At 63.6% G+C, this 26,083-nt stretch carries 23 protein-coding genes; 15 read left to right on the forward strand and 8 right to left on the reverse strand.

Features of this window, described 5'->3' with window-relative positions; genetic code table 11:
- The first annotated feature begins 39 nt into the window (after positions 1-39).
- From dnaE to K3178_RS05920, 6 genes are all read left to right on the forward strand, one after another.
- Complete coding sequence (gene dnaE / locus K3178_RS05895) at positions 40-3,513, forward strand: DNA polymerase III subunit alpha (protein WP_221570412.1); 3,474 nt, start codon at positions 40-42, stop codon at positions 3,511-3,513.
- Positions 3,514-3,553: 40 nt separating this feature from the next.
- Positions 3,554-5,155 carry a long-chain fatty acid--CoA ligase gene (locus K3178_RS05900; protein WP_221570413.1) on the forward strand — a complete coding sequence of 534 codons (1,602 nt, stop codon included), beginning with the start codon at positions 3,554-3,556 and terminating at the stop codon, positions 5,153-5,155.
- Positions 5,156-5,157: 2 nt separating this feature from the next.
- On the forward strand, positions 5,158-5,787 hold the full coding sequence (locus K3178_RS05905) for a hypothetical protein (protein WP_221570414.1): 630 nt from the start codon (positions 5,158-5,160) through the stop codon (positions 5,785-5,787).
- Positions 5,784-6,329 (forward strand): pseudouridine synthase, encoded by a 546-nt coding sequence (locus K3178_RS05910; RefSeq protein ID WP_221570415.1) that lies wholly within the window; start codon positions 5,784-5,786, stop codon positions 6,327-6,329. The genes K3178_RS05905 and K3178_RS05910 overlap by 4 nt, the downstream gene beginning before the upstream one ends.
- A 10-nt stretch (positions 6,330-6,339) precedes the next feature.
- Complete coding sequence (locus K3178_RS05915) at positions 6,340-6,774, forward strand: DUF1330 domain-containing protein (protein ID WP_221570416.1); 435 nt, start codon at positions 6,340-6,342, stop codon at positions 6,772-6,774.
- A 93-nt stretch (positions 6,775-6,867) separates the two neighbouring features.
- Positions 6,868-7,464, forward strand: a complete 597-nt coding sequence (locus K3178_RS05920; protein ID WP_221570417.1) for a GNAT family N-acetyltransferase — start codon at positions 6,868-6,870, stop codon at positions 7,462-7,464.
- 4 nt (positions 7,465-7,468) lie between these two features.
- On the opposite strand, the gene K3178_RS05925 is transcribed toward K3178_RS05920, so the two are convergent.
- The 4 genes from K3178_RS05925 to K3178_RS05940 are packed head-to-tail and all read right to left on the reverse strand — an operon-like array spanning position 7,469 to position 11,621.
- On the reverse strand, positions 7,469-8,554 hold the full coding sequence (locus K3178_RS05925) for a PA0069 family radical SAM protein (protein ID WP_221570418.1): 1,086 nt from the start codon (positions 8,552-8,554) through the stop codon (positions 7,469-7,471).
- A 42-nt stretch (positions 8,555-8,596) separates the two neighbouring features.
- Positions 8,597-9,124: a molybdenum cofactor biosynthesis protein B gene (moaB, locus tag K3178_RS05930; RefSeq protein WP_221570419.1), complete on the reverse strand. Its 528-nt coding sequence runs from the start codon at positions 9,122-9,124 to the stop codon at positions 8,597-8,599.
- A complete protein-coding gene (locus K3178_RS05935) occupies positions 9,124-10,848 on the reverse strand; it encodes a lytic transglycosylase domain-containing protein (protein ID WP_221570420.1) in 1,725 nt (574 codons plus the stop codon). Before K3178_RS05935 ends, moaB begins: the two co-directional genes overlap by 1 nt.
- Positions 10,836-11,621, reverse strand: coding sequence for a hypothetical protein (locus K3178_RS05940; RefSeq protein ID WP_221570421.1), 786 nt, complete (start codon positions 11,619-11,621; stop codon positions 10,836-10,838). The genes K3178_RS05935 and K3178_RS05940 overlap by 13 nt, the downstream gene beginning before the upstream one ends.
- 82 nt (positions 11,622-11,703) lie before the next feature.
- Between K3178_RS05940 and K3178_RS05945 the strand changes: the two genes are divergently transcribed.
- From K3178_RS05945 to K3178_RS05970, 6 genes are all read left to right on the forward strand, one after another.
- Positions 11,704-13,350, forward strand: a complete 1,647-nt coding sequence (locus K3178_RS05945; RefSeq protein WP_221570422.1) for an electron transfer flavoprotein-ubiquinone oxidoreductase — start codon at positions 11,704-11,706, stop codon at positions 13,348-13,350.
- A gap of 9 nt (positions 13,351-13,359) precedes the next feature.
- Entirely contained in the window at positions 13,360-14,172 is an 813-nt protein-coding gene (locus tag K3178_RS05950) for a 4-(cytidine 5'-diphospho)-2-C-methyl-D-erythritol kinase (protein ID WP_221570423.1), read from the forward strand.
- On the forward strand, positions 14,172-14,897 hold the full coding sequence (locus K3178_RS05955) for an N-formylglutamate amidohydrolase (RefSeq protein WP_221570807.1): 726 nt from the start codon (positions 14,172-14,174) through the stop codon (positions 14,895-14,897). Before K3178_RS05950 ends, K3178_RS05955 begins: the two co-directional genes overlap by 1 nt.
- Positions 14,898-14,980: 83 nt before the next feature.
- Positions 14,981-16,699, forward strand: coding sequence for a dihydroxy-acid dehydratase (gene ilvD, locus K3178_RS05960; RefSeq protein ID WP_221570424.1), 1,719 nt, complete (start codon positions 14,981-14,983; stop codon positions 16,697-16,699).
- Positions 16,700-16,717: 18 nt separating this feature from the next.
- Entirely contained in the window at positions 16,718-18,097 is a 1,380-nt protein-coding gene (locus K3178_RS05965) for an NAD(P)H-hydrate dehydratase (RefSeq protein WP_221570425.1), read from the forward strand.
- Positions 18,094-19,290: a class I SAM-dependent RNA methyltransferase gene (locus K3178_RS05970; RefSeq protein WP_221570426.1), complete on the forward strand. Its 1,197-nt coding sequence runs from the start codon at positions 18,094-18,096 to the stop codon at positions 19,288-19,290. The genes K3178_RS05965 and K3178_RS05970 overlap by 4 nt, the downstream gene beginning before the upstream one ends.
- Before the next feature lie 3 nt (positions 19,291-19,293).
- Here the strand turns inward: K3178_RS05970 and K3178_RS05975 are convergent, their stop codons facing one another.
- Positions 19,294-19,596, reverse strand: a complete 303-nt coding sequence (locus tag K3178_RS05975) for an acyl carrier protein (protein ID WP_221570427.1) — start codon at positions 19,594-19,596, stop codon at positions 19,294-19,296.
- A gap of 124 nt (positions 19,597-19,720) precedes the next feature.
- On the opposite strand from K3178_RS05975, the gene K3178_RS05980 reads away from it, so the two are divergent.
- The 3 genes from K3178_RS05980 to K3178_RS05990 all read left to right on the forward strand — a co-directional run bounded on the left by K3178_RS05980 (position 19,721) and on the right by K3178_RS05990 (position 23,697).
- Positions 19,721-21,250, forward strand: a complete 1,530-nt coding sequence (locus K3178_RS05980) for an acyl-CoA ligase (AMP-forming), exosortase A system-associated (protein WP_221570428.1) — start codon at positions 19,721-19,723, stop codon at positions 21,248-21,250.
- Positions 21,247-22,473, forward strand: coding sequence for a pyridoxal-dependent decarboxylase, exosortase A system-associated (locus tag K3178_RS05985; RefSeq protein WP_221570429.1), 1,227 nt, complete (start codon positions 21,247-21,249; stop codon positions 22,471-22,473). The genes K3178_RS05980 and K3178_RS05985 overlap by 4 nt, the downstream gene beginning before the upstream one ends.
- An 87-nt stretch (positions 22,474-22,560) precedes the next feature.
- Positions 22,561-23,697 (forward strand): ExeA family protein, encoded by a 1,137-nt coding sequence (locus tag K3178_RS05990; RefSeq protein ID WP_221570430.1) that lies wholly within the window; start codon positions 22,561-22,563, stop codon positions 23,695-23,697.
- On the opposite strand, the gene zapE is transcribed toward K3178_RS05990, so the two are convergent.
- The 3 genes from zapE to K3178_RS06005 are packed head-to-tail and all read right to left on the reverse strand — an operon-like array spanning position 23,698 to position 26,060.
- Positions 23,698-24,813 carry a cell division protein ZapE gene (gene zapE, locus K3178_RS05995; RefSeq protein ID WP_221570431.1) on the reverse strand — a complete coding sequence of 372 codons (1,116 nt, stop codon included), beginning with the start codon at positions 24,811-24,813 and terminating at the stop codon, positions 23,698-23,700.
- Positions 24,810-25,271: a PaaI family thioesterase gene (locus K3178_RS06000; RefSeq protein ID WP_221570432.1), complete on the reverse strand. Its 462-nt coding sequence runs from the start codon at positions 25,269-25,271 to the stop codon at positions 24,810-24,812. The genes zapE and K3178_RS06000 overlap by 4 nt, the downstream gene beginning before the upstream one ends.
- A gap of 6 nt (positions 25,272-25,277) precedes the next feature.
- Positions 25,278-26,060, reverse strand: coding sequence for a succinate dehydrogenase iron-sulfur subunit (locus K3178_RS06005; protein WP_221570433.1), 783 nt, complete (start codon positions 26,058-26,060; stop codon positions 25,278-25,280).
- Positions 26,061-26,083: the final 23 nt, after the last annotated feature.

The following is a 26,083-nucleotide window of genomic DNA, read 5'->3' on the forward strand; positions in this document are numbered from 1 at the left end:
GCGCTTTGAGATTGACGCGCAAAATCCTACCTTGCGCAGATGCCTTACAAGCCCTTCGTTCCCCTGCGCGTGCTCTCGGCCTATTCGATGCTCGAAGGGGCGATCGATCCCAAGGCGATGGCCAAGCTGGCGAAGGAACGTGGCTTTCCCGCCATCGCCATGGCCGACCGCAACGGGCTTTATGGCGCAGTCATGTTCGCCAATGCCTGCAAGGCCGAAGGCGTGCAGCCGATTACCGGCACGCTGCTTGGCGTGGCGCGTGACGAGGAAGGGCGCACGGTCGATTACCTGCCGCTCTATGCACAGGACGAGGCAGGCTACGACAATCTCTGCCATCTCGTGTCGAAGGCGCATCTGGACCGCCCGCTCGAATTCGAACCGCATATCCGTCTTGAAGACCTTGAGGGCCGCACCGACGGGCTGATCGCTCTGACCGGCGCGTGCGAGGGCGGGGTGACCAGATTGCTCGCCGAGGGACAGACGGGACACGCGACTTCGCTGCTGGAAAAACTGGAGGCGCTGTTCCCCGGGCGGCTCTATGTCGAACTCGCCCGGCGCGGCAATCCGGTGGAGGAAGCGGCGGAAGGCGCGCTGATCGATCTCGCCTATGCGCGCGACCTCCCGCTCGTCGCGACCAATCCGGCCAATTTCGCCGAACCGCATATGTTCAGGGCGCATGACGCCATGCTGTGCATCGCCAATTCGACCCATGTCGATGCGGAGGAGCGGCCGAAGTCGAACCCCGAAAGTTACGTCAAGACAGCCCACATGATGGAAGAGGCATTCGACGACCTGCCCGAAGCCACGGCCAACACGCTCGTGATCGCGCAGCGCTGCGCCTATGCGCCGCCCTATCGCAATCCCATCCTTCCGAGCCTTGCCGGCGACCTTGAGGGCGAGGCGCGGATGCTGGAGGAGGATGCCCGAAAGGGCCTGGAAAAGCGCCTCGAACCCTATGGCGAGATGAACGAAGAGGACCGCAAGGTCTATTTCGACCGCCTCGATTACGAGGTCGGCATCATCAACCAGATGGGCTTTCCCGGCTACTTCCTGATCGTTGCCGACTTCATCAAATGGGCGAAGGACCAGGATATTCCGGTGGGGCCGGGGCGTGGTTCGGGCGCAGGCAGCCTCGTCGCCTGGGCGCTGACGATTACCGATCTCGACCCGATCCAGCTGGGCCTGCTTTTCGAACGTTTCCTCAACCCCGAACGCGTTTCGATGCCCGACTTCGATATCGACTTCTGTGAAACACGGCGCGGCGAGGTGATCCGCTATGTGCAGGCGAAATACGGGCACGACCACGTCGCGCAGATCATCACCTTCGGTAAGCTGAAGGCGCGCGCCGTGCTGCGCGATACGGGCCGCATCCTCCAGATGAGCTACGGCCATGTCGACCGGATCTGCAAGATGGTGCCCAACCATCCGACCGACCCGTGGACACTGCCGAGGGCGCTCAACGGGGCGGCGGATTTCAAGGCGGAATACGACAACGACAACGAGGTCAAACGCCTGATCGACCTCGCGATGCAGCTCGAAGGTTTCCCGCGCAACAGCTCGACCCACGCGGCAGGCGTCGTGATCGGCGACCGGCCGCTCGCGCAGCTCGTCCCGCTCTACCGCGATCCGCGCTCGGATATGCCGGTGACGCAATACGACATGAAGAATGTCGAAAGCAGCGGGTTGGTGAAGTTCGACTTCCTCGGGCTGAAGACGCTGTCGGTGCTCAAGAAGGCGACCGACCTGCTCAAGAAGCGCGATATCGACATCGACCTCTCGCAGCTCGAACTCGATGATCCTGCAGTCTACGAGCTGATGAAGGCGGGTAACACGGTCGGCGTGTTCCAGCTGGAATCGGAAGGCATGCGCCGCACGCTGACGGCGGTGAAGCCGACCAATTTCGGCGACATCATCGCGCTCGTCTCGCTCTATCGTCCGGGTCCGATGGACAACATCCCGCTGTTCGGCAAGCGCAAGGCGGGAGAGGTTCCGATCGAGTATCCGCACGAGAAGCTCGAGGGGATCCTGGCGGAAACCTACGGCATCTTCGTCTACCAGGAACAGGTCATGCAGGCCGCGCAGATCCTCGCCGGATACTCGCTCGGCGATGCAGACTTGCTGCGCCGCGCCATGGGCAAGAAGGTCCAGGCCGAGATGGACATCCAGCGCGAACGCTTTGTGGCCGGGTGCAAGGAAGTCAGCGGGATCGAGAAGGCCAAGGCGAACGAGCTGTTCGACTTGATCGACAAGTTCGCAGGATACGGTTTCAACAAGTCGCACGCCGCAGCCTACGCACTGCTCGCGTACCAGACCGCGTGGCTGAAGGCGCATTATCCGGAAGAATTCTTCGCCGCCTCGATGTGCTTCGACATGCACCAGTCGGAGAAGCTGACGATCTTCGTCGACGATGCGCGCAGGCAGGGCATCGCCGTCGAGCCGCCTTGCATCAACCGGTCCGAAGCCGAATTCACCGTCGAGCAGACCGACGACGGCTACGCCGTTCGCTATGCGCTGGCTGGCATCCGCAATGTCGGCGAAAAGGCAATGGATGCGATAGTGCACGAGCGCGAGGCTTCGGGGCCGTTCGAGAGCCTGCAGGACCTGTTCGAACGCATCCCCAAGGGTTCGATGAACTCGCGCCAGCTGGAAGCCTTGGCCTGTGCGGGCGGCCTCGACAGTCTCGAGCCCAACCGCGCCAAGGTCTTCGAGAACGCCGACATGCTGCTGGCGGTTGCCGATGCGGCCGATCGTGAGCGCACCAGCGGTCAGGCGAGCATGTTTGGCGGCGAGGATGCTCCGGGCGAAACACTCCGCCTGCGCGAAGTCGAGGACTGGCCGCGTGCAGAGCGCATGGCGAGGGAGCGCGAGAATTTCGGCTTCTACTTCTCCGCTCATCCGGTGGCCGCGTGGAAGGACATCGCCTCGGCCAATGGCGCGCGCACCTATGCCTCGCTGATGGCGGGCGGTGCGCCTGCCGGCGGGCGCTCAAACGCGGTCATGTCGGCCATGGTCGAGAAGGTGAACAAGGGGACGACGCGCCGCGGCAAGCCCTTCATCCGTGCCGATTTCTCCGATGCGACCGGCCAATTCAGCGCGGCCTGTTTCGAGGAAGGCATGGTCGAACGCTTCCAAAAATGGGCCGAAGACCAGACCTGCGTCCTGCTACAGGTCGAACTCGATTCCCCCAGTCCCGACGAACCGCCCCGCATCACCGTGCGCGGAGCCACGCCCTTGTCCGAGGTCAAGGGTTCGACCCCGATGATCCTTACGCTCGACATCACCGATATCGCGGCGGTCGAGGCGCTGCAGCGCGAACTGTCGGAAACGCCTCCGGGCAAGGACGAAATCCTCGTCACCCTGCGCATCGGCGGCGATCTGGAACCGATGATGCGCCTGGGCCGCGAATTTTCGCTCGACGGGGAGCTTGCAGAACGCTTGGCAAGCGTGCCCGGCCTTGCCAAGGTGCAGCTCGACAAGCGGCGCGGCGGTTCGCACCTACGCCTCGTCGCCTAGAAAAGCGCCCGCAGGGGCCAAGGCAAGGAGAGAGGCTGGAATGCTCGGAGCGATGCAGGACTGGACCATGCGCGTGACGCATGTGATCGACCACGCGGCACGCGAGGCGGGGACGAGGGAAATCCTCACCTACTGGGCCGACGGGACCGAAACCCGCACCGATTGGGCTGGAATCCGTCGCGACGCGCTCAAGATGGCGCAGGCGCTGCAGAAGCTCGGGCTCAAGCCGGGCGACAAGGTCGCCAGCATCGCGATGAACCACGCGCGCCACCTCGTCAGCTGGTTCGGCGTGGCGGGCATGGGCGGGGTGCTCCACACGGTGAACCCGCGCCTGTTCGAGGACCAGCTCGAATATATTATCAACCACGCCGACGACCGCGTGGTGATCTACGATGCGATGTTCCAGCCGATCATCGACAAGATGCGCGATCGCTGGCCGAATGTGCAGCATTACATCTGCTTCGATAGCGGCGAACACACAACGGCCTTCGAAGACTGGCTCGGGGCCGAGGACGGCAATTTCGCATGGGTCGAAGGCAGCGAACGCGACCCCTGCATGATCTGCTACACCAGCGGCACCACAGGCAATCCCAAGGGTGTGCAATACGAGCATCGCAGCACGATCCTGCACGCGATGGCGGGGCTTCAGCCGAGTGCGCTCAATTGCATGACCTCGTCGGTCTACCTCCCCGTCGTGCCGATGTTCCACGCGGCAAGCTGGGGCCTGCCCTATGCCGGCGCGATGGCGGGGATGAAATTCGTCTTCAGCCAGGTCAACGATCCCGCCGTGCTCGACATGCTGATGAAGCGCGAAGGCGTGACCGACAGCGCCGGCGTGCCCACCGTCTGGCTCGCGCACTTCCAGTATTGCGACGCGAACAATCTCGAATTGCCCAAGCTGCGCGCTGCCACGATCGGCGGATCGGCCGCGCCCAAGTTCATGATCGAACGTCTGATGAAGAACGGCACGCGCGTCCAGCACGCCTGGGGCATGACCGAAACCAGCCCCATCGGGACGGTCGGCGGACCCACGCATGACTGGGACCAGCTCAGCTTCGACGAGAAGGTCGCCAAGACCATGATGCAGGGCCGCCCGATCTTCGGCGTGGAACTGCGCACGGTCGATCTGGACGATCCCACCAAGGTCCTGCCGCGCGATGGCAAGACTTCGGGCGCGCTGCAGATCCGCGGGCCGTGGGTGGTGAAGCGCTATTTCAAGGCCGAGGAAGATGCGGTGACCGAAGATGGCTGGTTCAACACCGGCGATGTCGGCATGCTCCATCCCGACGGCACGCTCCAACTGACCGACCGCACCAAGGATGTGATCAAGTCGGGCGGCGAGTGGATTTCCTCCGTCGAGCTCGAGAACGCTGCCGTCGGCCATCCCGCCGTGGCAGAGGCCGCCTGCATCGGCATGTTCCACCCGAAATGGGACGAGCGCCCGGTGCTCTTCGTGGTCAAGAAGGAAGGCGCGGATTGCGATGCCGAGAGCATCGTCAATTTCCTGTCCGACAAGGTCGCCAAGTGGTGGCTGCCCGATGCAGTCGAATTCGTCGACGACATCCCGCACACAGCCACCGGCAAGATCAGCAAGAAGGACCTGCGCGACAGGTTCTGCGACTACAAGCTGGAGGACGCATAAGCGTGCGTAAACCGGTCTACCTGGCCCTGTCGACAGGTCTGGCGCTTGGCGGCTGCGCGGTATCCGACAAGGGGATCGACGGATTGCCCGAAGTGCCCGTGCTGCACACCGTGGCGGATGTAACCGGGTCCGATGGCTCGCAATTCACCGTCACCACCGGCTATGGTCCAACAGGTTCGTTCTACAAGGCGGTCTATCCCGACCGGGTGGTGCATTACACAACCGATGGAGAGACGGCTTTCGTCCATGACGAGGACGGTATTCACGAGCTGCCCGACAGCATGCTGTTCTACATCCAGTCGCAGATGTTTCATGCCCAGGTGGCGGAATTCGCCGCGCTGAATGATGGCATCTGGCAGCGGCGCCCCTGCGATCCCGATCCCGCCCAGTGCCGGGAGAAGATCGGCCGCATCGGTTCCGGCCCCCTCGGCGTGACGTACCGCGCGCTCCAGACCGATCCGCGAACCGGCATTCCCTACGCGGTCCTGAATTACCGCAAGAAACAACCGCCCATCGTTGCCCGGTTCAGCGACTGGCGGACGGTCGATGGGATACCGTTGGCCTACCACGTCACTGTGGAAGATGGCGAACGCACCTTCGAATATCGATATCGCTCGATCGAGGGGCTGTGAGCCGCCTGATCCTGCTCAACAAGCCATACGGTGTGCTCTCGCAATTCACCGGCGGCAAGGACGGGATGGAGGACACGCTGGCCCATCTGGTCGACGTGCCGGGGGTCTATCCCGCCGGCAGGCTCGACAAGGATAGCGAAGGGCTGCTGCTGCTGACCGATGATGGCCGTCTGCAGTCGCGTATCGCCGAACCGCGCTACAAGATGGCGAAGACCTATCTGGTGCAGGTCGAGGGCGAGGCGGGGGATGAGGCGCTTGAAAAGCTGGCACGCGGTGTCGAACTGAAAGACGGCTTGACCCGCCCGGCGCGCGCAAAGCGTATCGACCCGCCGCCCGTTTGGGACCGCGACCCGCCGGTACGCTATCGCAAGAGCGTGCCCGACAGCTGGATCGCGCTGGAGATCACCGAGGGTCGCAACCGGCAGGTTCGCCGGATGACCGCTGCCGTCGGCCTGCCGACCTTGCGTCTCATTCGCTGGCGCATCGGGGAGTGGAGCGTGGACGGCATCGCGCCCGGCACCTACCGTGAAATGCAGGTATAAGGAGAGAGCCGTGACAGACCGCTACATCGATCCGAGCCGCGCCAATTTCGAGGCCTTCAAGAACCTCCCGCGCGACGAGCCGATCCACATGCTCAACCTCCTGCTTTACCGCGATGAGGCAGAATATCCGCAAGGCCACGAGCACGCCGGGAAGGGATGGAGCGGCCGCCGCGCCTATGAGGAATATGGCGAGACCAGCGGCCCGATCTTCCGCCGCGTGGGCGGCGAGATCGTCTGGCGCGGCGCGTTCCAGACCGTGGTGACAGGACCCGAAGCGATGCGCTGGCACGACGGCTTCGTGGCGCAATATCCGAACTCGGGCGCGTTCTTCGAGATGATCAAGGACCCGGACTACCAGAAGGCGGTAGTCAACCGCACGGCGGCACTGGCGGACAGCAGGCTGGTGCGGTTCGCGCCGGGCGATGCGGGGGAGGGGTTCGGCTGATGGCAGCGCGTCAAGCACCCCTGCCGGTCGCGTTGATGCGGGTTGTCTGATAAATGGAAAGAGGGTCGAGAACGCATACTCTGGAGAGAGACGATGCAATCGGCCCAAATGCCCGAAATCAGCTTGGCAGCTCCGAGTGATCGCGAGCGCTTCATGCCTACAATTACACTGGCGTTCTCGACTGACCCGCTAACCCGTTACGCCGCGCCGACTGCCGATGTCTATCTATCGACGCTTGGCAAGTTCATGACCCTGTTCGGCGGGAAAGCGTTCGACCATGAAAGTGCCTGGATCGCCAATGAAGGGCAGGCTGTTGCCCTTTGGCTCCCTCCCGGTGTCGAGCCGGATGGCGATGCCTTGATGGAGCTGCTGCCCGGCATCGTGCGTGAAGACCGGCTCGAAGACATGTTTGGGGTTTTCGAGGGTATGGGCGCATATCACCCTCATGAGGAGCACTGGTATCTGCCCCTCATCGGCGCAGACCCTGCCTATCTCGGCATGGGCCTCGGCGGTGCCTTGATGAAGCATGCGTGCGCCCGGATCGACGAGGATGGATTGCCCGCCTATCTCGAGAGTTCGAATCCCCGTAACATTTCGCTGTATGAGCGCCACGGGTTCGAAGTGATGGGCGAGATCCGCTCCGGAAATGCGCCGATCGTGACCCCGATGTACCGGGCGAAGCGCAGCTGACCATCTAGAGCAAGCGCAACTGCCCCCCGACCGCTGGCGGCCGGAACTGCGTGCAATCCAGCTCGAACTTCGCCTTGCCCAATCCGGCACGCTTGCAGGCCAGTCGGAACCTTGCGCGGAAGAGGTCGGCCCAGACGCCGGTCGGTTTGAGGCGCGAGAAGAAGTTGGGGTCGTTGTCTTTTCCGTTGCGGATGGACTGGACGATGCTCATCACCTTGTCGCCGCGTTCGGGGTAGTGGACCGAGAGCCATTCGCGGAACAGCGGGGCGACTTCGTGCGGGAGGCGCAGCGGAATCCAGCCCACGCTATCTACCCCGATGGCGGCCGCGCGCTGGACGATTTCTTCCATGAACTGGTCGGTGATCGCGGGAATGACCGGCGCGACCGAGCAATGGCTGGGGACACCCGCCTCGACCAGTTTTTCCAACGCCGCGAGTCGCTTGGCAGGCGAAGCTGCGCGCGGTTCGAGCTTGCCCGATAGCTTGGGATCGAGGCTCGTCAGCGATATCGCCACCGCCACCAGCCGCCGCTCCGCCATCTCTGCCAGCAGGTCGAGATCGTCGAGCACGCGGTCGGACTTGGTGGTGATCGTCACCGGGTGCCTTGCGTCCAGGCAAACCTCCAGAACGGCTCGCGTGATCCGGTAGTCACGCTCGATCGGTTGGTAGGGATCGGTGTTGGTCCCCATGGCAATCGGCCTGGGGCGATATTTCGGTTTGGCCAGCGTCGCGCGCAGCAACTCCGCCGCATTGGGCTTGGCGAACAGCTGCGTTTCGAAATCGAGGCCGGGCGAGAGATCGTGATAGGCGTGCGTAGGGCGGGCGAAGCAATAGACGCAGCCATGCTCGCAGCCGCGATATGCGTTGATCGAGCGGTCGAAGAAGATGTCCGGCGACTGGTTGAAGCTGAGGATTGTCTTCGGGTTTTCCTCGGTCACATGGGTGCGCAGCTTGGGGGGCGGACCGTCGAGAGCTTCCATGTGATCGCGCCAGTCGCCATCGGCCTCGCGCGAGGCAAGGCCGAAGCGGGTCGGCACCGCGCCTGATTGTGCTCCGCGCCCGTCGACGGAGGGTTCGAGTCTGCGCTCCATGCATGAGAACATACACGGAACAGGCCGAGTGGAACAGGGGGATTATCGCTCGCGCAACCGGGGCATCAGTTCGACGAAATTGCAGGGCCGGTGGCGGCTGTCGAGCTGAGCGCTGAGGATCTTGTCCCAGCCATCCTTAACCGCGCCGTTGGAGCCGGGCAGGGCGAAGATGTACGTCCCGCGCGCGATCACCGCACAGGCGCGGCTTTGGACGGTGCTGGTGCCGATGCTTTCGTAGCTCAGCCAGCGGAAGAGTTCCCCGAAACCGGGAATGTCCTTGTCCTTCACCCGGTCGAGCGCCTCGGGGGTTACATCGCGGCCGGTCAGCCCCGTCCCGCCCGTGGTGATGACCGCGTCGATCTGGTCGTCGTCGATCCAGCGGTGGAGGTGGGCGGCAATCTCGTTCTTGTCATCGCGGCTCAATTCGCGCGCGGCAATCTGGTGACCTGCCAGCTTGATCAGGTCGGCCAGGATATCGCCCGAGGTGTCGTCCCCTGCCTTGCGGGTGTCCGAGATCGTGAGGAGCGCGATATTGACCGGCTTGAAGGTGCGGCTTTCGTCGATCGGCATCAGCGAGTCCTCGGGAACATCGGCCAGTCGTTCTCGGCCAGATCGGTGCGGCTCGGCGCCTCGGCATTCGCCTGGCGAAGGTACATCCAGTAATTGCGCATCACGATGGCGACATAGGCCCGCGTCTCCCAATAGGGGATCGATTCCATCCACAGCAGCGGGTCGCCCTGATCGTTGATCTCGCTGTTCCAGCGCGAGACCGGGGAGGGGCCGGCGTTATAGGCAGCCATGACCTTGGGCAGGTGTCCGCGTGTGTAGCCAGCCTGCGCCAGTGCCTCGAGCGTGCGCTGGCCGAAGGCGAGGTTGTTGCGCGGGTCCTTCAGGTCGGCGCCTGCGCTCATGTTGATCGAGGCGGCATATTCGCGCCGGGTAATCGGCATAATCTGCATCAATCCCACTGCCCCGGCGGGACTGACGACACGCTCGCGAAAGTCCGATTCCTGCAAGGCATGGGCGAAGGCCAGCGCCGGGTCGACACGCCATCCGCCATGCGGCGTATGGTAGGCTACCGGCCAGCGCAGGTTCGGCGGCGATGCCGTTCCGCGCGGCGAATTGTAGGCCATGTAAGTCTGTGCACCTGTCACTCCCAACGCCCGCGCCAGACGTGTGAGGGCAGCGAAATCGCGCGGATCGCCATACCTCACCTGCCAGCGTAGCACCTCGTCGGCGACATCGCGGCGACCGACCTCGGCCAGCATGACCGCTTCGCGCACCGCAGGCTCGCCGGACAGCTTGCGCCAATCCTCCTGCGTGAGGTCGGGCGCAGTGTGATCGGCGGGCAGGTCCTTGCCCAGCTGCTCGCTCGCCAGCATGCCATAGAGCGTTTCGTCATAGCGCGCGGCGGCCCTCAGATGCGCATTGGCGAGCTGCGGTTCGCGGCATCGGACGAGGCTCCGTGCAGCCCAGTAATGCGCGGCGACCTTGAGTTCCGGATTGTTCGCCCCTTGCGCGGCGGCATTGAAGAACTGGCCCGAACGCGAGCAATCGCCCAGGCGCCATGCTGCAAGTCCTGCCACCCAGTCGCCCTCGGCCACCCAGGGGCCTGACCCTTGCGAAACCAGCTGCGCCATGCCGTGGGCCTCGGCATCGCGGTTCTCGATGTAATAGCTCCACGCAACCCGTTGCCGCCATTCGGCGCGCGAGGCGCCGGAGAGCGAGGCGTCCACCCCGTCGAGCAGCAGGCGCGCGCCATCGGGATCATCGCTCTTGATCCTGTCGAGGATCGCCGAGCGGACAGTGGCAGGCATGGTCCCGTCTTCCACCGTTCGCGGGAGCGTGCGCCGGGTGAGACCAGGCTGGCGAGAGAGCGAATTTTCGCGCGGCAGGCCCGGCTCCCACGAAAGGCCGCGGGTCTTGCCGAGCCGGACCATGCTCTCGGCCTGCGGATTGTTCGGATAGCGCCGGAGCCAGTCCTCGATCCGCGACAGCTCGATACGCGGGCTTTTCGGGTCGAGGAAATAGGTCGCCAGCGCCGCGCCATGCAGAGGTCCGTCCGGACGCTGCGACAGCGCGAGTTCGACGCGGTCCCAGTTCTGGCTGTCGATCGCCTCGAACAGCGAGGCGTAATAGAACCGGTCTTCCTGGCTCAGCAGCTGCGGCAAGGCCGCCGAATGCGAGCGGGTGAAATAGGCGACGCTGTCCGATTGCGCCGCTGCGGGTGCGGCGGTGGCTGCAAGTCCGATCGCGGTGGCGAGAAGCAGGGGGCGTAAGGTCATGCGGTCCATTCCAGCCAGCGGTTCCAGAAGTTCTTGCGGCGCGGTGCCGAGCGCGCGAGTTCGGCAAGCTCGGGCGCGAGCAGGAGGGGGAGGGTGCTCTCGCCTGCTTTCACCACTGCTGGCTCGCGCGCCATTTCGGGCGGCACATCGAACAGCGGAGCGAGCGAGCGCCCGAAGGCGATAACGCGGTGCGGCGCGGCAAGGGCGATGTGGTGACGGGTGATTGTACCGAGGCCGCGCACCGAAAGGTCGTTCCAGTCGGGCAGCGCAAGCGGCGCGGGAAGCGCGCTGGCGAGATAGGCCTCGTGCGGGGCAATCCCCATCGCAGCCAGGATCGCCTCGACGAACTTGCCAGGAGCGCCCGAAAGCAGTTGGTCGGCATCGCCTTCCATCGGTTCGGGAACGAGCACCAGCAGTTTCGCGCCTTCGACTCCGCGCGGTGGCAGTCGGCGCTCCGGCCCCAGATGTGACAGCGATTTATCCGCCATCCACCATTCGCGAAATTTTTCGAGTGTTTCCGGCAGTGCACCGGGCGCGCCCCCGATCACATCCCCGCCGGCCGTACCCTCGAACGCGCGTTCGAGCGGGGTCTGCTTGGGTTCTTCGGGCGGTTTGGCGGGCTTGGGCGACGCTACGGCCTGCTCCTGCTCGGGCTCTGCCAGCCAGCTTGTCGCCTCGTTGCGATAATCGTCCTCGACCCCTGCCTCGCGCCACCAGTCGAGCGCTGCTTCGAGCGCGTCTGCGGGCGATAATTCGCGGGATTCCGGCGTATCTGCGATCATAATCCGTCCACCGCAGGTCTTGACCTCAAACCGCCCAGCAATCAAGGCAATCCCAACGTTTACGCGACGAAAAGAGAGAGACATGAGCGAACGCGAATCGATGCCCTGCGACGTCGTCATCATCGGCGGCGGCCCGGCCGGCCTTTCGGCGGCCATCCGACTGAAGCAGATCAACGAGGACCTCGAGGTCGTCGTGCTGGAGAAGGGCAGCGAAATCGGCGCGCACATTCTTTCGGGCGCGGTGGTCGATCCCAAGGCGCTGAACGAGCTGTTCCCCGAATGGCGCGACATGGATTGCCCGATGGCCGAAGTCCCCGTCACCGAGAACCACCACTGGGTCCTGTCGGAAGGCGGCAAGTCGGACCTGCCCGAATTCCTCCTGCCTCCCTTCATGAGCAACAATGGCAATTACACCGGCTCGCTCGGCAATATGTGCCGCTGGCTCGCCGAGCAGGCCGAGGCGCTCGGAGTGATGGTCTTCCCCGGCTTCCCCGCTGCCGAGGTGCTGTTCAACGATGCGGGCGCTGTCACCGGCGTGGTCACGCAGGACATGGGCATCGCGGCCGATGGTTCGCAGAAGGGCGATTACCAGCCCGGCATGGAAATCCACGCCAAATACACGCTCTTCGCCGAGGGTGCGCGCGGCAACCTTACCAAGAAGATGAAGGCGAAGTTCGACCTCGAGGCCGATTGCGAGCCGCAGGTCTATGGCCTCGGCATCAAGGAACTCTGGGACATCGATCCCGACAAGCACGAGCTCGGCTCGGTCATTCACACGCAGGGCTGGCCGCTCAGCGAGACCGGCACCTGGGGCGGCGGTTTCCTTTACCACCAGGCGAACGGGCAGGTCGCCTTGGGCTTCGTGACCGCGCTCGATTACCGCAATCCGCACGTCTCGCCCTATCAGGAATTCCAGCGCTGGAAGCATCATCCCTCGATCGCCGCGATCCTCGAAGGCGGCAAGCGCGTGGCCTATGGCGCGCGCGTGATCAACGAGGGCGGGTGGCAGTCCGTCCCCAAGCTCGCCTTCCCGGGCGGCGCGCTGATCGGCTGTTCGGCCGGCTTCGTCAACGTGCCGCGCATCAAGGGCTCTCACACCGCGATGAAGAGCGGAATGCTGGCCGCCGAAACGCTCGCCGAAGCGATTGCTGCGGGGCGCGAGCATAGCGAGGAAATGGGCTATGACAGCGCAGTGCGCGAAAGCTGGATCGCGACCGAGCTCAAGAAGGTGAAGAACGCGCAGCCCGCCGTTGCCAAATATGGCGAAGACCTCGGAACGGTTCTCGCCGGCATCGACATGTGGATGCGCACGCTCAAGATCGGTCTTCCGATCACCATGGGGCACCACCGCGACCACGAAATGCTCGAACGCGCGGACCTGTTTGCGCCCATCGTCTATCCCAAGCCCGACGGCACGCTGAGCTTCGACCGCCTGACCAATGTCAGCTTCAGCTACACCAACCATGCCGAGGACCAGCCGGTGCATTTGAAGGTGCTCGACCGCGAATTGCAGCGCGAAAGCGAGCTGGAAGTCTACGGCGGCCCCTCGACCCGCTATTGCCCGGCAGGGGTTTACGAGTGGATCATCGAGGAAGGCGCGGAGCCCAAGTTCCAAATCAACTCGCAAAACTGCGTCCACTGCAAGACCTGCGACATCAAGGACCCGAACCAGAACATCGAATGGACCACGCCCGAAGGCGGCGGCGGGCCGAACTATCCGAATATGTGACACCGGTAAGTGGCGAATACCGAAACGGCATATGCCAAGATCAATCTCGCGCTGCATGTCCGCAGGCGGCGGGAGGATGGCTATCACGAGCTAGAGACGCTGTTCGCCTTCGTCGATGCGGGGGATGTGTTGCGGGTCAATCCCGCTCCCCGCGATCGGCTGACCACTGTCGGCGAGTTTGCCTCGGCGCTGACCGATCCCTTCGACAACATCGTCATGCGCGCGCTCGGTGCCTTGCCGCGGCCCGAGGGGCTGGACGTTACGCTCGAAAAGAACCTTCCGGTCGCAGCGGGGCTGGGGGGTGGTTCGGCCGATGCGGGGGCGATATTCCGGATGGTCGAACTCGCCCATGGATTGCCCGACGAGTGGCGCGAGCGGGCGGCCAGGCTGGGCGCAGATGTACCGGCTTGCGTCGAAAGCCGCACCTGCGTCGGGCGCGGAACAGGGACCCAGCTTGAACCCGCCGACGACAGCCTCGCCGGCACGCCCGTCCTGCTCGTCAATCCGCGCATCCCGCTGGCCACCGGGCCGGTGTTCAGGGCTTGGGACGGCGAGGATCGCGGGCCTTTGCCCGAAGGCGATGCGCGCCGCATCGCGCTCGAAGGCCGCAACGATCTCGAAGCGCCCGCAATCTCGCTCGTCCCCGAAATCGCCGGTGTGCTCGCCGCAATGGGCGGAACCGAGCCGTTTCTCGCCCGTATGTCCGGTTCGGGAGCGACATGTTTCGCGCTTTACGAAACCACATCTGCGCGTGACGAGGCCGCTCGGCGCATCGGCTCCGATCACCCCGATTGGTGGCAATTGAAAGGCAAGCTTAGATGATGATCGACAATCTTCCGTATCGCCAGGTCGCTGCGGAGGATGTGCGTCCAAAAGGGCTCCTGGTGGTGGCAGACCATGCTTCCAACCACGTGCCGCAGGGCATCGATCTCGGCATCGACCCGAAGCTTCTGAACGAACATATCGCGGTCGATATCGGGGTCGAGGGTATCGCCGATCGCCTTGCGCGCCGCCACGGCATCCCCGCCCATATCGCCACGGTCAGCCGGCTCGTGTGCGATTTTCACCGGAACGAGGACGACCCTTCCGTCGTCCCCACGGAGAGTGACGGGAAGCTGATCCCCGGCAATATCGGCGCGGACGTCAATGCGCGCCTCAACCTCTTCCACCGGCCCTATCACCACGAGCTCGGCAAGCTGATCAAGCGCGTTAAACCGCGCATGCTGATCGCCCTCCACAGCTTCACGCCGAGCCTCGATACGAGTGACGAGGAGCGCCCTTGGGAAGTCTCGCTGCTTTACAACAAAGACGATACCGCAGCGCGTCACGCCATCCGCCTTTTTGGCGAGCAAGGACTGACCGTAGGCGACAACCAGCCTTACTCGGGTAAGGAACTTAACGCCACGATGGACCGCCATGCCGAGGCAAACGGCATCCCCTATTGCACGGTCGAGATCCGGCAGGACCAGATCGATACCAAGGCCGGTCAGGCACGCTGGGCGGTGATGCTGGCCGATGTGCTCGGTCGGGTTGCTCTCGAAGTCTAGGGACGGGGCAAGCAAAGCTTTTGCGATGACTGCTTGAATTCCGGCGCTTGCGCGGCGAATGCTGCGCGCAACGGAGGAATTCTATGGCGCGCTTCGACAAGTCAAAGCTCCCCAGCCGTCATGTTTCGGTCGGTCCCGAACGCGCACCGCATCGCTCTTATTACTATGCGATGGGCCTCACCGAGGAAGAGATCGCACGTCCCTTCGTTGCCGTGGCGAGTGCCGGCAATGACAGTGCGCCCTGCAACACCACGCTCGACGCGCAAGCGAATATTTGCCGCCAGGGCGTCGACGAGGCGGGCGGCATGCCGCGCCGGTTCAATACCATCACCGTGACCGACGGCATCGCCATGGGCCACCAGGGGATGAAGAGCTCGCTCGTCAGCCGCGAAGTCATTGCGGATTCGGTCGAGCTGTCGGTCCGTGGTCATTGCTACGATGCGCTGGTCGGCTTTGCCGGTTGCGACAAGAGCTTGCCGGGCATGATGATGGCGATGTTGCGCCTGAATGTACCCAGCATCTTCGTTTACGGTGGCTCCATCCTGCCCGGCACCTATCGGGGCGAGGACGTCACCGTGGTCGATGTGTTCGAGGCCGTGGGCCAGCACGCTGCAGGAAACTGCCCCCTCAAAGACCTGACTGCACTTGAGAAAGTTGCCTGTCCCGGCCACGGCGCCTGCGGCGGCCAGTTCACCGCCAATACCATGGCCTGCGTGGGTGAGGCCATCGGTTTGTCATTGCCGAACAGTAACATGGCGCCTGCACCTTACAAGTCGCGAGAAGAAATTGCTGTGGCTGCGGGACGTCAAATCATGACGCTGCTCGAGAAGAATTTGCGCCCGCGCGATATCTGTACGCGCGCCGCCTTCGAAAACGCTGCTCGAGTCGTCGCGGCGACCGGCGGTTCGACCAATGCCGCGCTGCATTTGCCCGCGATGGCGCATGAGGCGGGCATCGAATTCGACCTTCACGATGTCGCCAATATCTTCAAGTCGACGCCTTACATCGCCGATTTGAAGCCGGGCGGAAAATATGTCGCCAAGGACATGCACGAGGCCGGCGGAGTCTACATGGCGATGAAGACACTGCTCGACGGCGGTTTTCTCGACCCCGAGCCGATGACCGTGACCGGCAAGACGCTCGGCGAAAATATCGAGGAAATTACCTGGAACCCGGACCAGAAGGTTTTCTACGAGGTTTCCAACCCGATCACGCCCACCGGTGGTGTAGTCGGCCTCAAGGGCACTCTCGCTCCGGAAGGAGCTATCGTTAAGGTCGCCGGGATGGACCGGTTGCAGTTCACCGGCCCGGCGCGGGTGTTCGAATGCGAGGAAGATGCATTCGAGGCGGTGGAGAACCGCGATATCGAGGAAGGCTGCGTCATCGTCATCCGGTACGAAGGCCCAAAGGGCGGCCCAGGCATGCGCGAAATGCTTGCCACAACGGCGGCGCTTTACGGGCAGGGAATGGGCGAAAAGGTGGCGCTCATTACCGACGGCCGTTTTTCCGGCGCGACCCGTGGTTTCTGCATTGGTCATGTCGGGCCCGAGGCGGCGGATGGCGGGCCGATCGCGCTGATCGAGGACGGTGACGAGATCGCAATCGATGCAGTTGCAGGGACGATCGACCTTAATGTCGAGCCATCGGTGCTGGACGAACGGCGCAAGGCATGGCAGCCGCGCGCCAATGATTACCAGTCCGGAAGCCTGTGGCGCTACGCGCAGAACGTCGGCCCCGCCGCAAAGGGTGCCGTCACGCATCCTGGTGCGGCAAAGGAAACGCACGTTTTCGCCGACATCTGACCTTAACGGGGCAGCGCTTTGACTGGTGCGGTCCTCACCGTCGACCAGATGCGCGCGGCCGAGCAGGCGGCGATGGACGCCGGCACCAGCGAATGGGAGCTGATGCAGCGCGCTGGCGAAGGCGCGGCGCAGTGGATTGCGCGAATGGCCGGTTGGCGCTCCGTGGCTGTTCTGTGCGGCCCGGGCAACAATGGCGGCGATGGCTATGTGATTGCCCAGAGCTTGAGGAAGCGTGGTATCGAAGTAGCCGTGGTGGCGCCGAAGGAACCGTCGACGGAGACTGCCGAGCGGGCCCGCTCCGAGTTCGCAGGAATGGTTGGCACCAATGGCCTTCCCGATGCGCAGGTCTACGTCGACTGCCTGTTCGGTTACGGCTTGTCGCGGCAGGTCGAAGGGGACTTTGCAAAGCTTCTCGAAGAGCTTGGGCAAGCCCATGGCTACAAGATCGCCATCGATGTGCCCAGCAGCGTCGCAAGTGACAGCGGTCAAGCTCTCGGGCCAGAAGTCGATTACGACCTGACTCTCGCCCTGGGCGCCTGGAAGCATGCGCATTTTTCCATGCCCGCCATGGCCCGGATGGGCGCGAAAAGACTGGTCGATATCGGACTGGAGATGCCAGACCTCTTGCCAGCCCTCTCATCTGCGCCGTCCCTGTCATCGCCCGCGCCCGATGCGCACAAATACAGGCGGGGCTTGCTAGCAATCGTCGCGGGCGAAATGCCGGGGGCGCCCCTGCTGGCTGCCGAGGCGGCCATGCGAAGCGGGGCGGGGTATGTGAAGCTGCTGAGCGAGCATTCGCATCCCGACGCACCGGCGGAGCTGGTGGTGAGCGATGATCGCGACGAGCTGCAGGACGAACGTCTGTCTGCGGTTCTGATCGGACCGGGTCTCGGACGCTCGGACACGTCCCGCGAACGATTGGCAGAAACGCTTGCGACCAAGTGTCCCAAAGTGCTCGACGCCGACGCCTTACACTTGCTCGACAGAAATATTCTCGATGGATGCGACCCCTCTTCCATTGCCATAACGCCGCATGAGGGCGAGCTGGCAACACTCTGCGAGAGCTTCGGCGTCTCCGGGAGCCGCAAGCTGGCCCGCGCCCTTGCGCTGCATTCGGCTACCGGCATGACTGTCCTCGCCAAGGGCCCTGACACCGTTCTTGCCGGCAAGGATGGCACGCGCGTCTTCCCGCGTGGATCGAGCTGGCTTTCCGTAGCAGGGACTGGCGATGTTCTCGCCGGCATCGCCGCCTCACGCCTTGCGGTTCACGGAGACCTTTTCCGGGCCTGCGAGGAAGCAGTCTGGCTGCACCACGAAGCCGCTACCCTTGCGGGTGTCGGTTTCACAGCTGGCGAGCTTGCGCGCTCCGTCAATTCTGCCACGGATGTCTACCTGTGAGCGACACCGAAATCATTGAGCGTATCGCCGCGAAGGGCGACGGGGTCACGGCGACCGGCAGGCATATTGCCGGTGCCGTCACTGGCGATCAGGTGGATGCACAGGGGAACGTCATTCCCGGCCCGCACCACCAGAAACCGCCGTGCAGTCACTTCGGCGTCTGCGGCGGCTGCCAGCTGCAACACGCCGACGATGAGGCGCTGCGCCAGTTCGTCACTGAGCGCGTCGCGTTCTCCGCCGAGGCGCAGGGCATCGAGGTGGGCGAACTCTTGCCGACCCACCTCTCGCCCCCGCGCTCGCGCCGCCGCGCGACACTCCATGCGCTGAGCACGGCCAAGGGCGCGGTTCTCGGATTCCGCGAGGGGCGCAGCAACCGCGTGGTGGACATGCAGGAGTGTCACATCCTCGATCCGCGGCTTTTCGCGCTCGTCGCACCGCTACGTAAGCTGATTTCGGATCACGCTGGGAAGGCGCCGATCGACATCTCGCTGACGCTGGCTGACCAAGGGGTGGATTGCTCGCTCAAGGGCTTCGTGGCCGAGGGTCTCGCGGCCACCGAAGCGCTGCTCGATTTCGCGCGCGATCATGGCCTTGCGCGCCTGTCGCTCGACCAGGGCTATGGTGCGGAGACGGTGTGGGAGCCCGAGCCGGTCACCGTCACGCTGGGACCCGTGCCCGTCGGTATGCCGCAAACCGCCTTCCTCCAACCGACACATGACGGCGAGGATATTCTCGTCGGCGATGCAAAGTCATTCGTGGGCGATGCCGCCACCATCGCCGATCTTTTCGCAGGGCTGGGCACCTTTGCCTTCTCGCTCGCCGATCCGGCCAAGGTCCTTGCCGTGGAGGCAGCGCGCGATGCGCATTTTTCCTGCAAGAGCGCTGCGAATTCTCGCGGAATTCCGGTCCACGCCATGCACCGCGATCTCTTCCGCAATCCGCTGACCGCCGAGGAAGCGGGAAAATTCGGGGCGCTGGTGCTCGACCCTCCGCGGGCCGGAGCGCGCGAGCAGGTCGCGCAGATTGCGGAGAGCTCGGCCTCGCGCGTGGCTTACATCAGTTGCAATCCGTCAAGCTGGGCGCGCGATGCCAAAGTGCTTGTCGATGCAGGGTTCAGGCTCGAAAAACTGCGTCCGGTCGGCCAGTTCCGCTGGTCGACGCATGTCGAGCTGACCAGCTATTTCACGCGGTGAGGCTCAGGCCCCGATGCATTTCGCTTCGGTGAAAACCAGCAGCCCGCCATAGGTTTCGAGCATTTCGCCATCGACATCCTCGTCCTCGATCACGATGCCGAGCCGGTCTTCCATCTCGGTGAAGAGCGTGGCGACCGCCATGCTGTCGAGTTCGGGAAGATGCCCAAAGAGGCCCGTGTCGCCGTCGAACTCCGCCACCCGCTCTTTTTCGAGCGAGAGCACATCGACCAGGATCGCGCGTAATTGTTCGTCGATCGCGCTGCGGCTCGGACCGGTCGGTTCGGCAGTGGCACTCTGACACGTCATGCTTGGCTCGTATCCCCTTGGCGCAAAAGCGGCTCCGCCCTTAGCTGTGCATGGCGCGGGGGGCAAGAAGGTGGTTGGCATCGCCCTTGCGCTGCGCTTTGGATAGAGGGATAGCGTGCACGCAATGGTGAAGGCCGACCTTTCCGAACTCGAGGCAAATCCCAAGCCGCTCGACCATTTGGCCGAGACGGGTCCAAGGGATGCGCCCGCGCTCGTGCTCAAGGATCGCACTCTGTCGCACGGCGAACTTTCCGAGCGTGTGGGCTTGTTGGCAGGCTGGCTGGCCAAGCGGCTCGAAACCGGAGCCCGAGTGGCAAGCTGGGCTGCCAAGGGGGAGCTCACTTGCCTCCTCCCGCTCGCTGCGGCGAGGGCGGGGATGGTGCATGTGCCGATCAACCCGCTGGTGAAGCGGGCACAGGTTTCACATATCCTAGCGGACAGCGAGGCTAGCTTGCTGATTGCTACAGCTTCCCGGCTGAACTCTCTGGAAGATGGAGATATTCCTTCCGGGTGTGCGGCAATTGACGAGCTCAAATGCCTGGTGGAAGCGGAGCGACTAGACGTCAGCCTGCCAGCATCCACGCGCAATCCGGAGGAACTTGCAGCAATCCTTTACACCAGCGGGTCCACCGGCAAGCCCAAGGGCGTAATGCTCAGCCATGCCAATCTGTGGCTCGGCGCGGTGTCGGTGGCGCATTATCTCGATCTCGCGGCGGACGATGTAACGCTGGCGGTCCTGCCGCTCAGCTTCGATTACGGACAAAACCAGCTGCTTTCGACCTGGTATGCAGGTGGATCCGCCGTGCCGCTCGACTATCTCTTCCCGCGCGACGTCGCCAGGGCCTGTGCGAAGCGTGGGGTGACGACGCTGGCAGCGGTCCCGCCGCTGTGGGTGCAATTGACCGAGGTGGAGTGGCCCGAAGAGGCGGTGACGTCGCTGCGGCGTGTCACCAATAGCGGCGGTGCGCTGACCGTAGAATTGATCTCCGATCTGCGCTCTATCTTGCCGGAAACGCGAATTTTTCCCATGTACGGCCTGACCGAGGCGTTCCGCTCGACCTTCCTCGATCCGGAACTGGTCACGGAGCACCCGACGTCGATGGGAACTGCCATTCCCTTTGCGGAAATCCTCATCGTCGACGACGGCGGTGAAATCTGCGCGCCCGGCGTCGAGGGCGAACTGGTGCATTGCGGTCCGCTTGTTGCGCAAGGATACTGGAACGACCCTGCAAGGACTGCCGAACGTTTCCGCCCGGCACCTGCAGCCTCGCGCTATGGCGGCATGGCCGTGTGGTCGGGCGATCGGGTCATGCGCGACAAGGATGGCCTGCTGTATTTCGTCGGGCGGCGCGACGCGATGATAAAGTCCTCGGGGAACCGCATCAGTCCGCAGGAGATCGAGAGCGCTGCGCTTGCGACCGGTCTGGTGGCCGAAGCGGTGGCACTGGGCGTGGCGGATGAACGATTGGGGCAGGCTATCCATCTGGTGGTCCGCGGCGACAGCTTGGCGGGTGCGGATGCGCTCAAGAAGGAACTTGCCCGAGAATTGCCCAACTTCATGCAGCCGCAAGTCATTCACTGGCGCGAGGATATGCCTTTGAACCCGAATGGAAAGATCGACCGGACTGCACTCGCGCAGGAGATAGCCGCATGAAGCCGCTCGGCCCCATTCCTGCCGGTTTCGAGGCGATCAATGGCGAACTCGCGATTTCCGGGCGAAGGGCCAGTGAATTGGCCGAACAAGCAGGGCGCACGCCGTTGTTCGTCTATTCGGCGCAAATGATCGAAGATCGGGTTGAGAGCCTGCGTGCCGCCATGCCCGAAAGGATCAGGATCAATTTTGCCATCAAGGCCAACAGCTTCGCGCCCTTGCTCGAACATGTCGCGGGGTTGGTCGACGGCCTCGACATCGCTTCGGGTGGTGAGCTGGCCATGGTCAAGGCGGCGGGAATATCCGGAGATCGCGTCAGTTTCGCAGGTCCCGGCAAACGCGACGAGGAACTGGAGGCGGCCATCGCCGCGGGCGTGACGCTCAATGTCGAAAGCGAGAACGAGGCGCGCCGTGCCCTACAAATCGCGGAAAAGCTGGGAAAAACGCCGCGTCTTGCGATTAGGGTCAATCCCGATTTCGAACTCAAGGGTTCGGGCATGAAAATGGGGGGAGGGGCCAAGCCCTTCGGTGTGGACGCAAACCGTGTTCCTGCGCTGGCGAAGGAGATCGTTGCTGCAGGTTGCGAGTTCCGAGGTCTGCACATCTTCACCGGAAGCCAGGCGCTCGACGCCGATGCGCTTATCGAAACGCAGGCAAACACGCTCGCTCTAGCGGACCGGATCGCCAGCGAGGCGGGCATGATTTTGCCGAAGCTCAATATGGGCGGCGGCTTCGGGATTCCCTATTTCCACGGCGACACCCCACTCGATATCCAGCGCGTGGGCGCCGCATTGGCCGAACGTTTCGAAAACCTTCCCGAAACGCTTACCGATGCCGAACTTTACCTCGAATTGGGGCGGTACCTTGTAGGCGAGGCAGGCGTGTACCTCACCCGCATCGTCGACCGGAAGGAAAGCCACGGCGAGACATACCTCGTCACCGACGGCGGCCTCCACCACCAACTCGCGGCCTCGGGCAATTTCGGACAGGTCGTCCGGCGGAACTATCCGCTTGCGATAGCTACGCATTTCGATGCCGAACCGACCGAATTGGCCAATGTCGTCGGATGCCTCTGCACCCCGCTCGACCGGCTAGCCGACAAGGCACACCTGCCACATGCCGAGGTCGGCGATCTGGTCGCGGTCTTCTGCGCCGGGGCCTATGGCGCCAGTGCCTCGCCCAGCGCCTTCCTCGGGCAGGGGCCCGCAGAAGAAATGCTGATCTGAGGCACCTATCAACCTTTTAACCATATTTAGGAGGTATAGGTCGCGCGCATGAGCAGGTTTCATTGCGCAGGTCATCTGGGGTAACCGATGTACGAGAACTATTACGGTTTCAGCGAGCGGCCTTTCCAGCTGACGCCAGACCCTGCGTTCTATTTCGAAAGCGTCACGCACAAGAAGGCGCTGAGCTATCTCGGTTATGGCCTTCAGCAGGGCGAGGGCTTCATCGTCATCACCGGCGAAGTGGGCGCAGGCAAGTCGACGCTGGTCGGCCACCTCCAGAGCCGCCTCGACTGGAATGCCGTGACCATCGGCGAAGTCGTCACCAGCGCGCTCGGCAGCGACGAGATGATCGCCATGGCGGCACACAGTTTCGGCATCGATGTCGAGACTTCGGACAAGGCCGGCGCACTATCGCGGATCGAGGAGTTCCTGCAGGACGAAGCGCGCGCTGGCCGAAAGGTGCTGCTGGTGGTGGACGAGGCGCAGAACCTCACCGTTGGTGCGCTGGAAGAACTGCGCATGCTGTCGAACTTCCACCTCGGCGCGCAGCCGCTGTTGCAAATGCTGCTGCTGGGACAGCCGGAATTCCGCCAGCTCTTGTCGGAATGGGACCAGCTCGAACAACTGCGCCAGCGCGTGATCGCAACGCATCATCTTGAGGCGATGCAGCCGGGTGAGATCCAGCCCTATGTCGAACACCGTCTCTCTCATGTCGGGTGGGAGGGTAATCCGCGCTTCGACGAGGCTGTCTGGCCGCTGATCCAGCAAGAGAGCGGCGGCATCCCGCGCCTCGTCAACCGCCTGCTCTCGCGCATCCTGATGAAGGGCGCGCAGGAAGGGCGCAGCGTCATCGACGCGGCGGTGGTGAACCGCGTGCTCGATGAAATCCACGGTCGCGTGACGGAGGAACCGCCGATGAGCGATATGTCGCAGCCCCAGGCCCCGGCTCCGCAAGAATCCGTGCAGGGTGAGGAATCGGCGCTGCTCGATGCGCAGATTTCCGCCATTGAAGAGGCGTTCGCGCAGCGCGACAAGGTCATTGCTGCGCTCCGCAAGGAGGTGGCGGCCCTGGCGCAGGAAAAAACGGAGCCTGCCTCGGGCGACAATTCCGACCGCATCGCAGCTTTGGAAGCACGCCTCGACGACCAGGAACGCTCGCTGCGCCAGGTCCTCACGATGATGATCAATTACTTCGAAAGCAGCGCCACGCGCGACGCAGCCTGATCAGCCCGCCAGGCCGTGGCCGCGCGCCATGTAGTCGGCGCTCTGCATTTCCTTGAGGCGGCTTACGGTACGCTCGAACTCGAAGGCACCATCCCCCGAGGTGTAGAGGTCTTCCGGCTCTGCGGCAGCGGTGGCGAAGAGCTTCACGTTGTTCTCGTAAAGCGCATCGATCAGCTTGGTGAAGCGGATCGCCTCGTTGCGGTTGTCGGGCGAGAGGCGGGGGATGCCGACCACGATAATCGTGTGATAGGCATGGGCGATCGAGAGATAGTCCGCTGCGCCGCGGTTCTCCCCGCACAGGCGTTTGAAGCTGAAGACGCCGACGCCCTTGAGGCTCTTGGGAACGTGCAGCGTGCGGCCTCCGCCGAGGTCGAGTTCGCCGCTCGGGACATTGTCCGCGTCTTCGGGCTTGTAATCGGTCAGGCGGAAGAAGGCTTCGCGCACCTGTGCGGTGGCCTCCTCGCCGAGCGGAGTGTGCCAGCTCTCGATATCGCCGAGACGGTCGAGCCGGTAATCGGTCGCGCCATTGAGCGGCATCACGTCGAGTTCGGCCTGCACGAGGTCGATGAAGGGCAGGAAGAGCGATCGGTTGAGCCCGTCCTTGTAGAGATCGACCGGCGGGCGATTGCTGGTGGTTACCACCGCCACGTTTTCTTCGCAGATCAGCGCGGTGAAGAGGCGTGCCATGATTGCGGCGTCGGCCGTATTGGTGACCACCATTTCGTCGAAGGCGAGGCAGCGAACGTCCTCGGCGATCCGCGCCGCGACGGGTGCAATGGGGTCTCCCGCTTCCTTTTTGCGCTCATCGCGGATGAGCCGGTCGACTTCGAGCATGAATTCGTGGAAATGGACGCGGCGCTTTTCCGCGATGCCGAGCGTCTCGACGAAGAGGTCCATCAGCATGGACTTTCCGCGCCCGACGCCGCCCCACATGTAGACGCCCTGGGGCCTGGTCTTCTTGGGTCGGAACAGTTGGCTGAGGAGGCCGCCCGAGGTCTCGGACTCGAGGTCTTTCTGAAGCCGGTCGAGGCGTTCTGCCGCCCGGCGCTGGTCGGGATCGCTGCGCAATTCGCCCGCCGCGACGAGCCTTTCATAGCGCGCGAGCATCCCGGTCATTTCGGGCGCATCTTCTTTACGATGCCGGAGAAGCTGGCGACCACATGTTCGCCCTGTTCGACCGTGCCGCGTACGAACACGAGGCTGCCCGTCTCGCGCACGATTTCGGTCACCGCATCCAGCGGCCGGTCGGGCTGGCCCGCGCCGGTAAACTGGGTGGACAGTTCGAGCGTTACCGAAGGCCCGGCATTCCCCGATCCCAGCGTGTGCATGGTGGTGAAGAGCGAGATATCGATGAGCGACAGCGTCACCGCGCCATGGATGATGCCCTGCAGGTTCTCATGCTTGCGCTCGGGGAACATGCGCAGCCGCGAATGCCGGCCGTCATCATCCACTCGCGTGATGAGCTTGCCCATCACCGCGCCGTTGAACAGCGTTTCGTCTTTCAGGTTCCAGTGCCGCCAGCCCGGGTTTTCCGGGTCGGGACCATGCTCGAAGACGTCGTCGGGAAGTGCCACGCCAGCTTAGATGGCGCGTTCGGCCATCATCTTCTTGGTTTCGGCGATGGCCTTGGCGGGGCTGAGGCCCTTGGGGCAGACATTCGCGCAGTTCATGATCGTGTGGCAGCGATAGAGGCGGAAGGGGTCTTCGAGGCTGTCGAGCCGCTCGCCGGTCATCTCGTCGCGGCTGTCTGCAAGCCAGCGATAGGCCTGAAGCAGGATTGCGGGCCCCAGGAACTTGTCGGAATTCCACCAATAGCTGGGGCAGGCGGTCGAGCAGCAGGCGCACAGGATGCACTCGTAAAGGCCGTCCAGCTTCTCGCGCTGTTCGGGCGACTGGAGGCGTTCCTTGCCGCTCGGCGTGGTCGAGACGGTCTGCAGCCAGGGGCGGATGCTGGCATATTGCGCATAGAAGTGCGTAAAATCTGGGACGAGGTCCTTGATCACTTCCATATGCGGCAGCGGGGTGATGCGGATTTCGCCCTTGAGATCGTCGATCGCGGTGGTGCAGGCGAGGCCGTTCTTGCCGTTCATGTTCATCGAGCACGAACCGCAGATGCCCTCGCGGCACGAGCGGCGGAAGGTCAGCGTCGGGTCGATCTCGTTCTTGATCTTGAACAGTGCGTCGAGGACCATCGGGCCGCAGGCGTCGAGGTCGATCTCGAACGTGTCGTAACGCGGGTTTTCGCCGAGGTCCGGATCATAGCGGTAGATCTTGAACTTCTTCACGCGGGAGGCCCCTTCGGCCTTGTGGGCGCGGGTCTTGCCGGTGATCTTGGAGTTCTTCGGAAGGGTGAAGGTCGCCATTGTGAAATTCGGATCCTGTCTGC

This window comes from Qipengyuania sphaerica, from assembly GCF_019711595.1.
Taxonomy (GTDB): Bacteria; Pseudomonadota; Alphaproteobacteria; order Sphingomonadales; family Sphingomonadaceae; genus Qipengyuania; species Qipengyuania sphaerica.

Coding starts and splice junctions, on each gene's coding strand:
- dnaE (WP_221570412.1), top strand. CDS start 40: ATGCCTTACAAGCCCTTCGTTCCCCTGCGCGTGCTCTCGGCCTATTCG.
- K3178_RS05900 (WP_221570413.1), top strand. CDS start 3,554: ATGCTCGGAGCGATGCAGGACTGGACCATGCGCGTGACGCATGTGATC.
- K3178_RS05920 (WP_221570417.1), top strand. CDS start 6,868: ATGCAATCGGCCCAAATGCCCGAAATCAGCTTGGCAGCTCCGAGTGAT.
- K3178_RS05925 (WP_221570418.1), bottom strand. CDS start 8,554: ATGGAGCGCAGACTCGAACCCTCCGTCGACGGGCGCGGAGCACAATCA.
- moaB (WP_221570419.1), bottom strand. CDS start 9,124: ATGCCGATCGACGAAAGCCGCACCTTCAAGCCGGTCAATATCGCGCTC.
- K3178_RS05935 (WP_221570420.1), bottom strand. CDS start 10,848: ATGGACCGCATGACCTTACGCCCCCTGCTTCTCGCCACCGCGATCGGA.
- K3178_RS05940 (WP_221570421.1), bottom strand. CDS start 11,621: ATGATCGCAGATACGCCGGAATCCCGCGAATTATCGCCCGCAGACGCG.
- K3178_RS05945 (WP_221570422.1), top strand. CDS start 11,704: ATGAGCGAACGCGAATCGATGCCCTGCGACGTCGTCATCATCGGCGGC.
- K3178_RS05955 (WP_221570807.1), top strand. CDS start 14,172: ATGATCGACAATCTTCCGTATCGCCAGGTCGCTGCGGAGGATGTGCGT.
- ilvD (WP_221570424.1), top strand. CDS start 14,981: ATGGCGCGCTTCGACAAGTCAAAGCTCCCCAGCCGTCATGTTTCGGTC.
- K3178_RS05975 (WP_221570427.1), bottom strand. CDS start 19,596: ATGACGTGTCAGAGTGCCACTGCCGAACCGACCGGTCCGAGCCGCAGC.
- K3178_RS05980 (WP_221570428.1), top strand. CDS start 19,721: ATGGTGAAGGCCGACCTTTCCGAACTCGAGGCAAATCCCAAGCCGCTC.
- K3178_RS05985 (WP_221570429.1), top strand. CDS start 21,247: ATGAAGCCGCTCGGCCCCATTCCTGCCGGTTTCGAGGCGATCAATGGC.
- K3178_RS05990 (WP_221570430.1), top strand. CDS start 22,561: ATGTACGAGAACTATTACGGTTTCAGCGAGCGGCCTTTCCAGCTGACG.
- zapE (WP_221570431.1), bottom strand. CDS start 24,813: ATGACCGGGATGCTCGCGCGCTATGAAAGGCTCGTCGCGGCGGGCGAA.
- K3178_RS06005 (WP_221570433.1), bottom strand. CDS start 26,060: ATGGCGACCTTCACCCTTCCGAAGAACTCCAAGATCACCGGCAAGACC.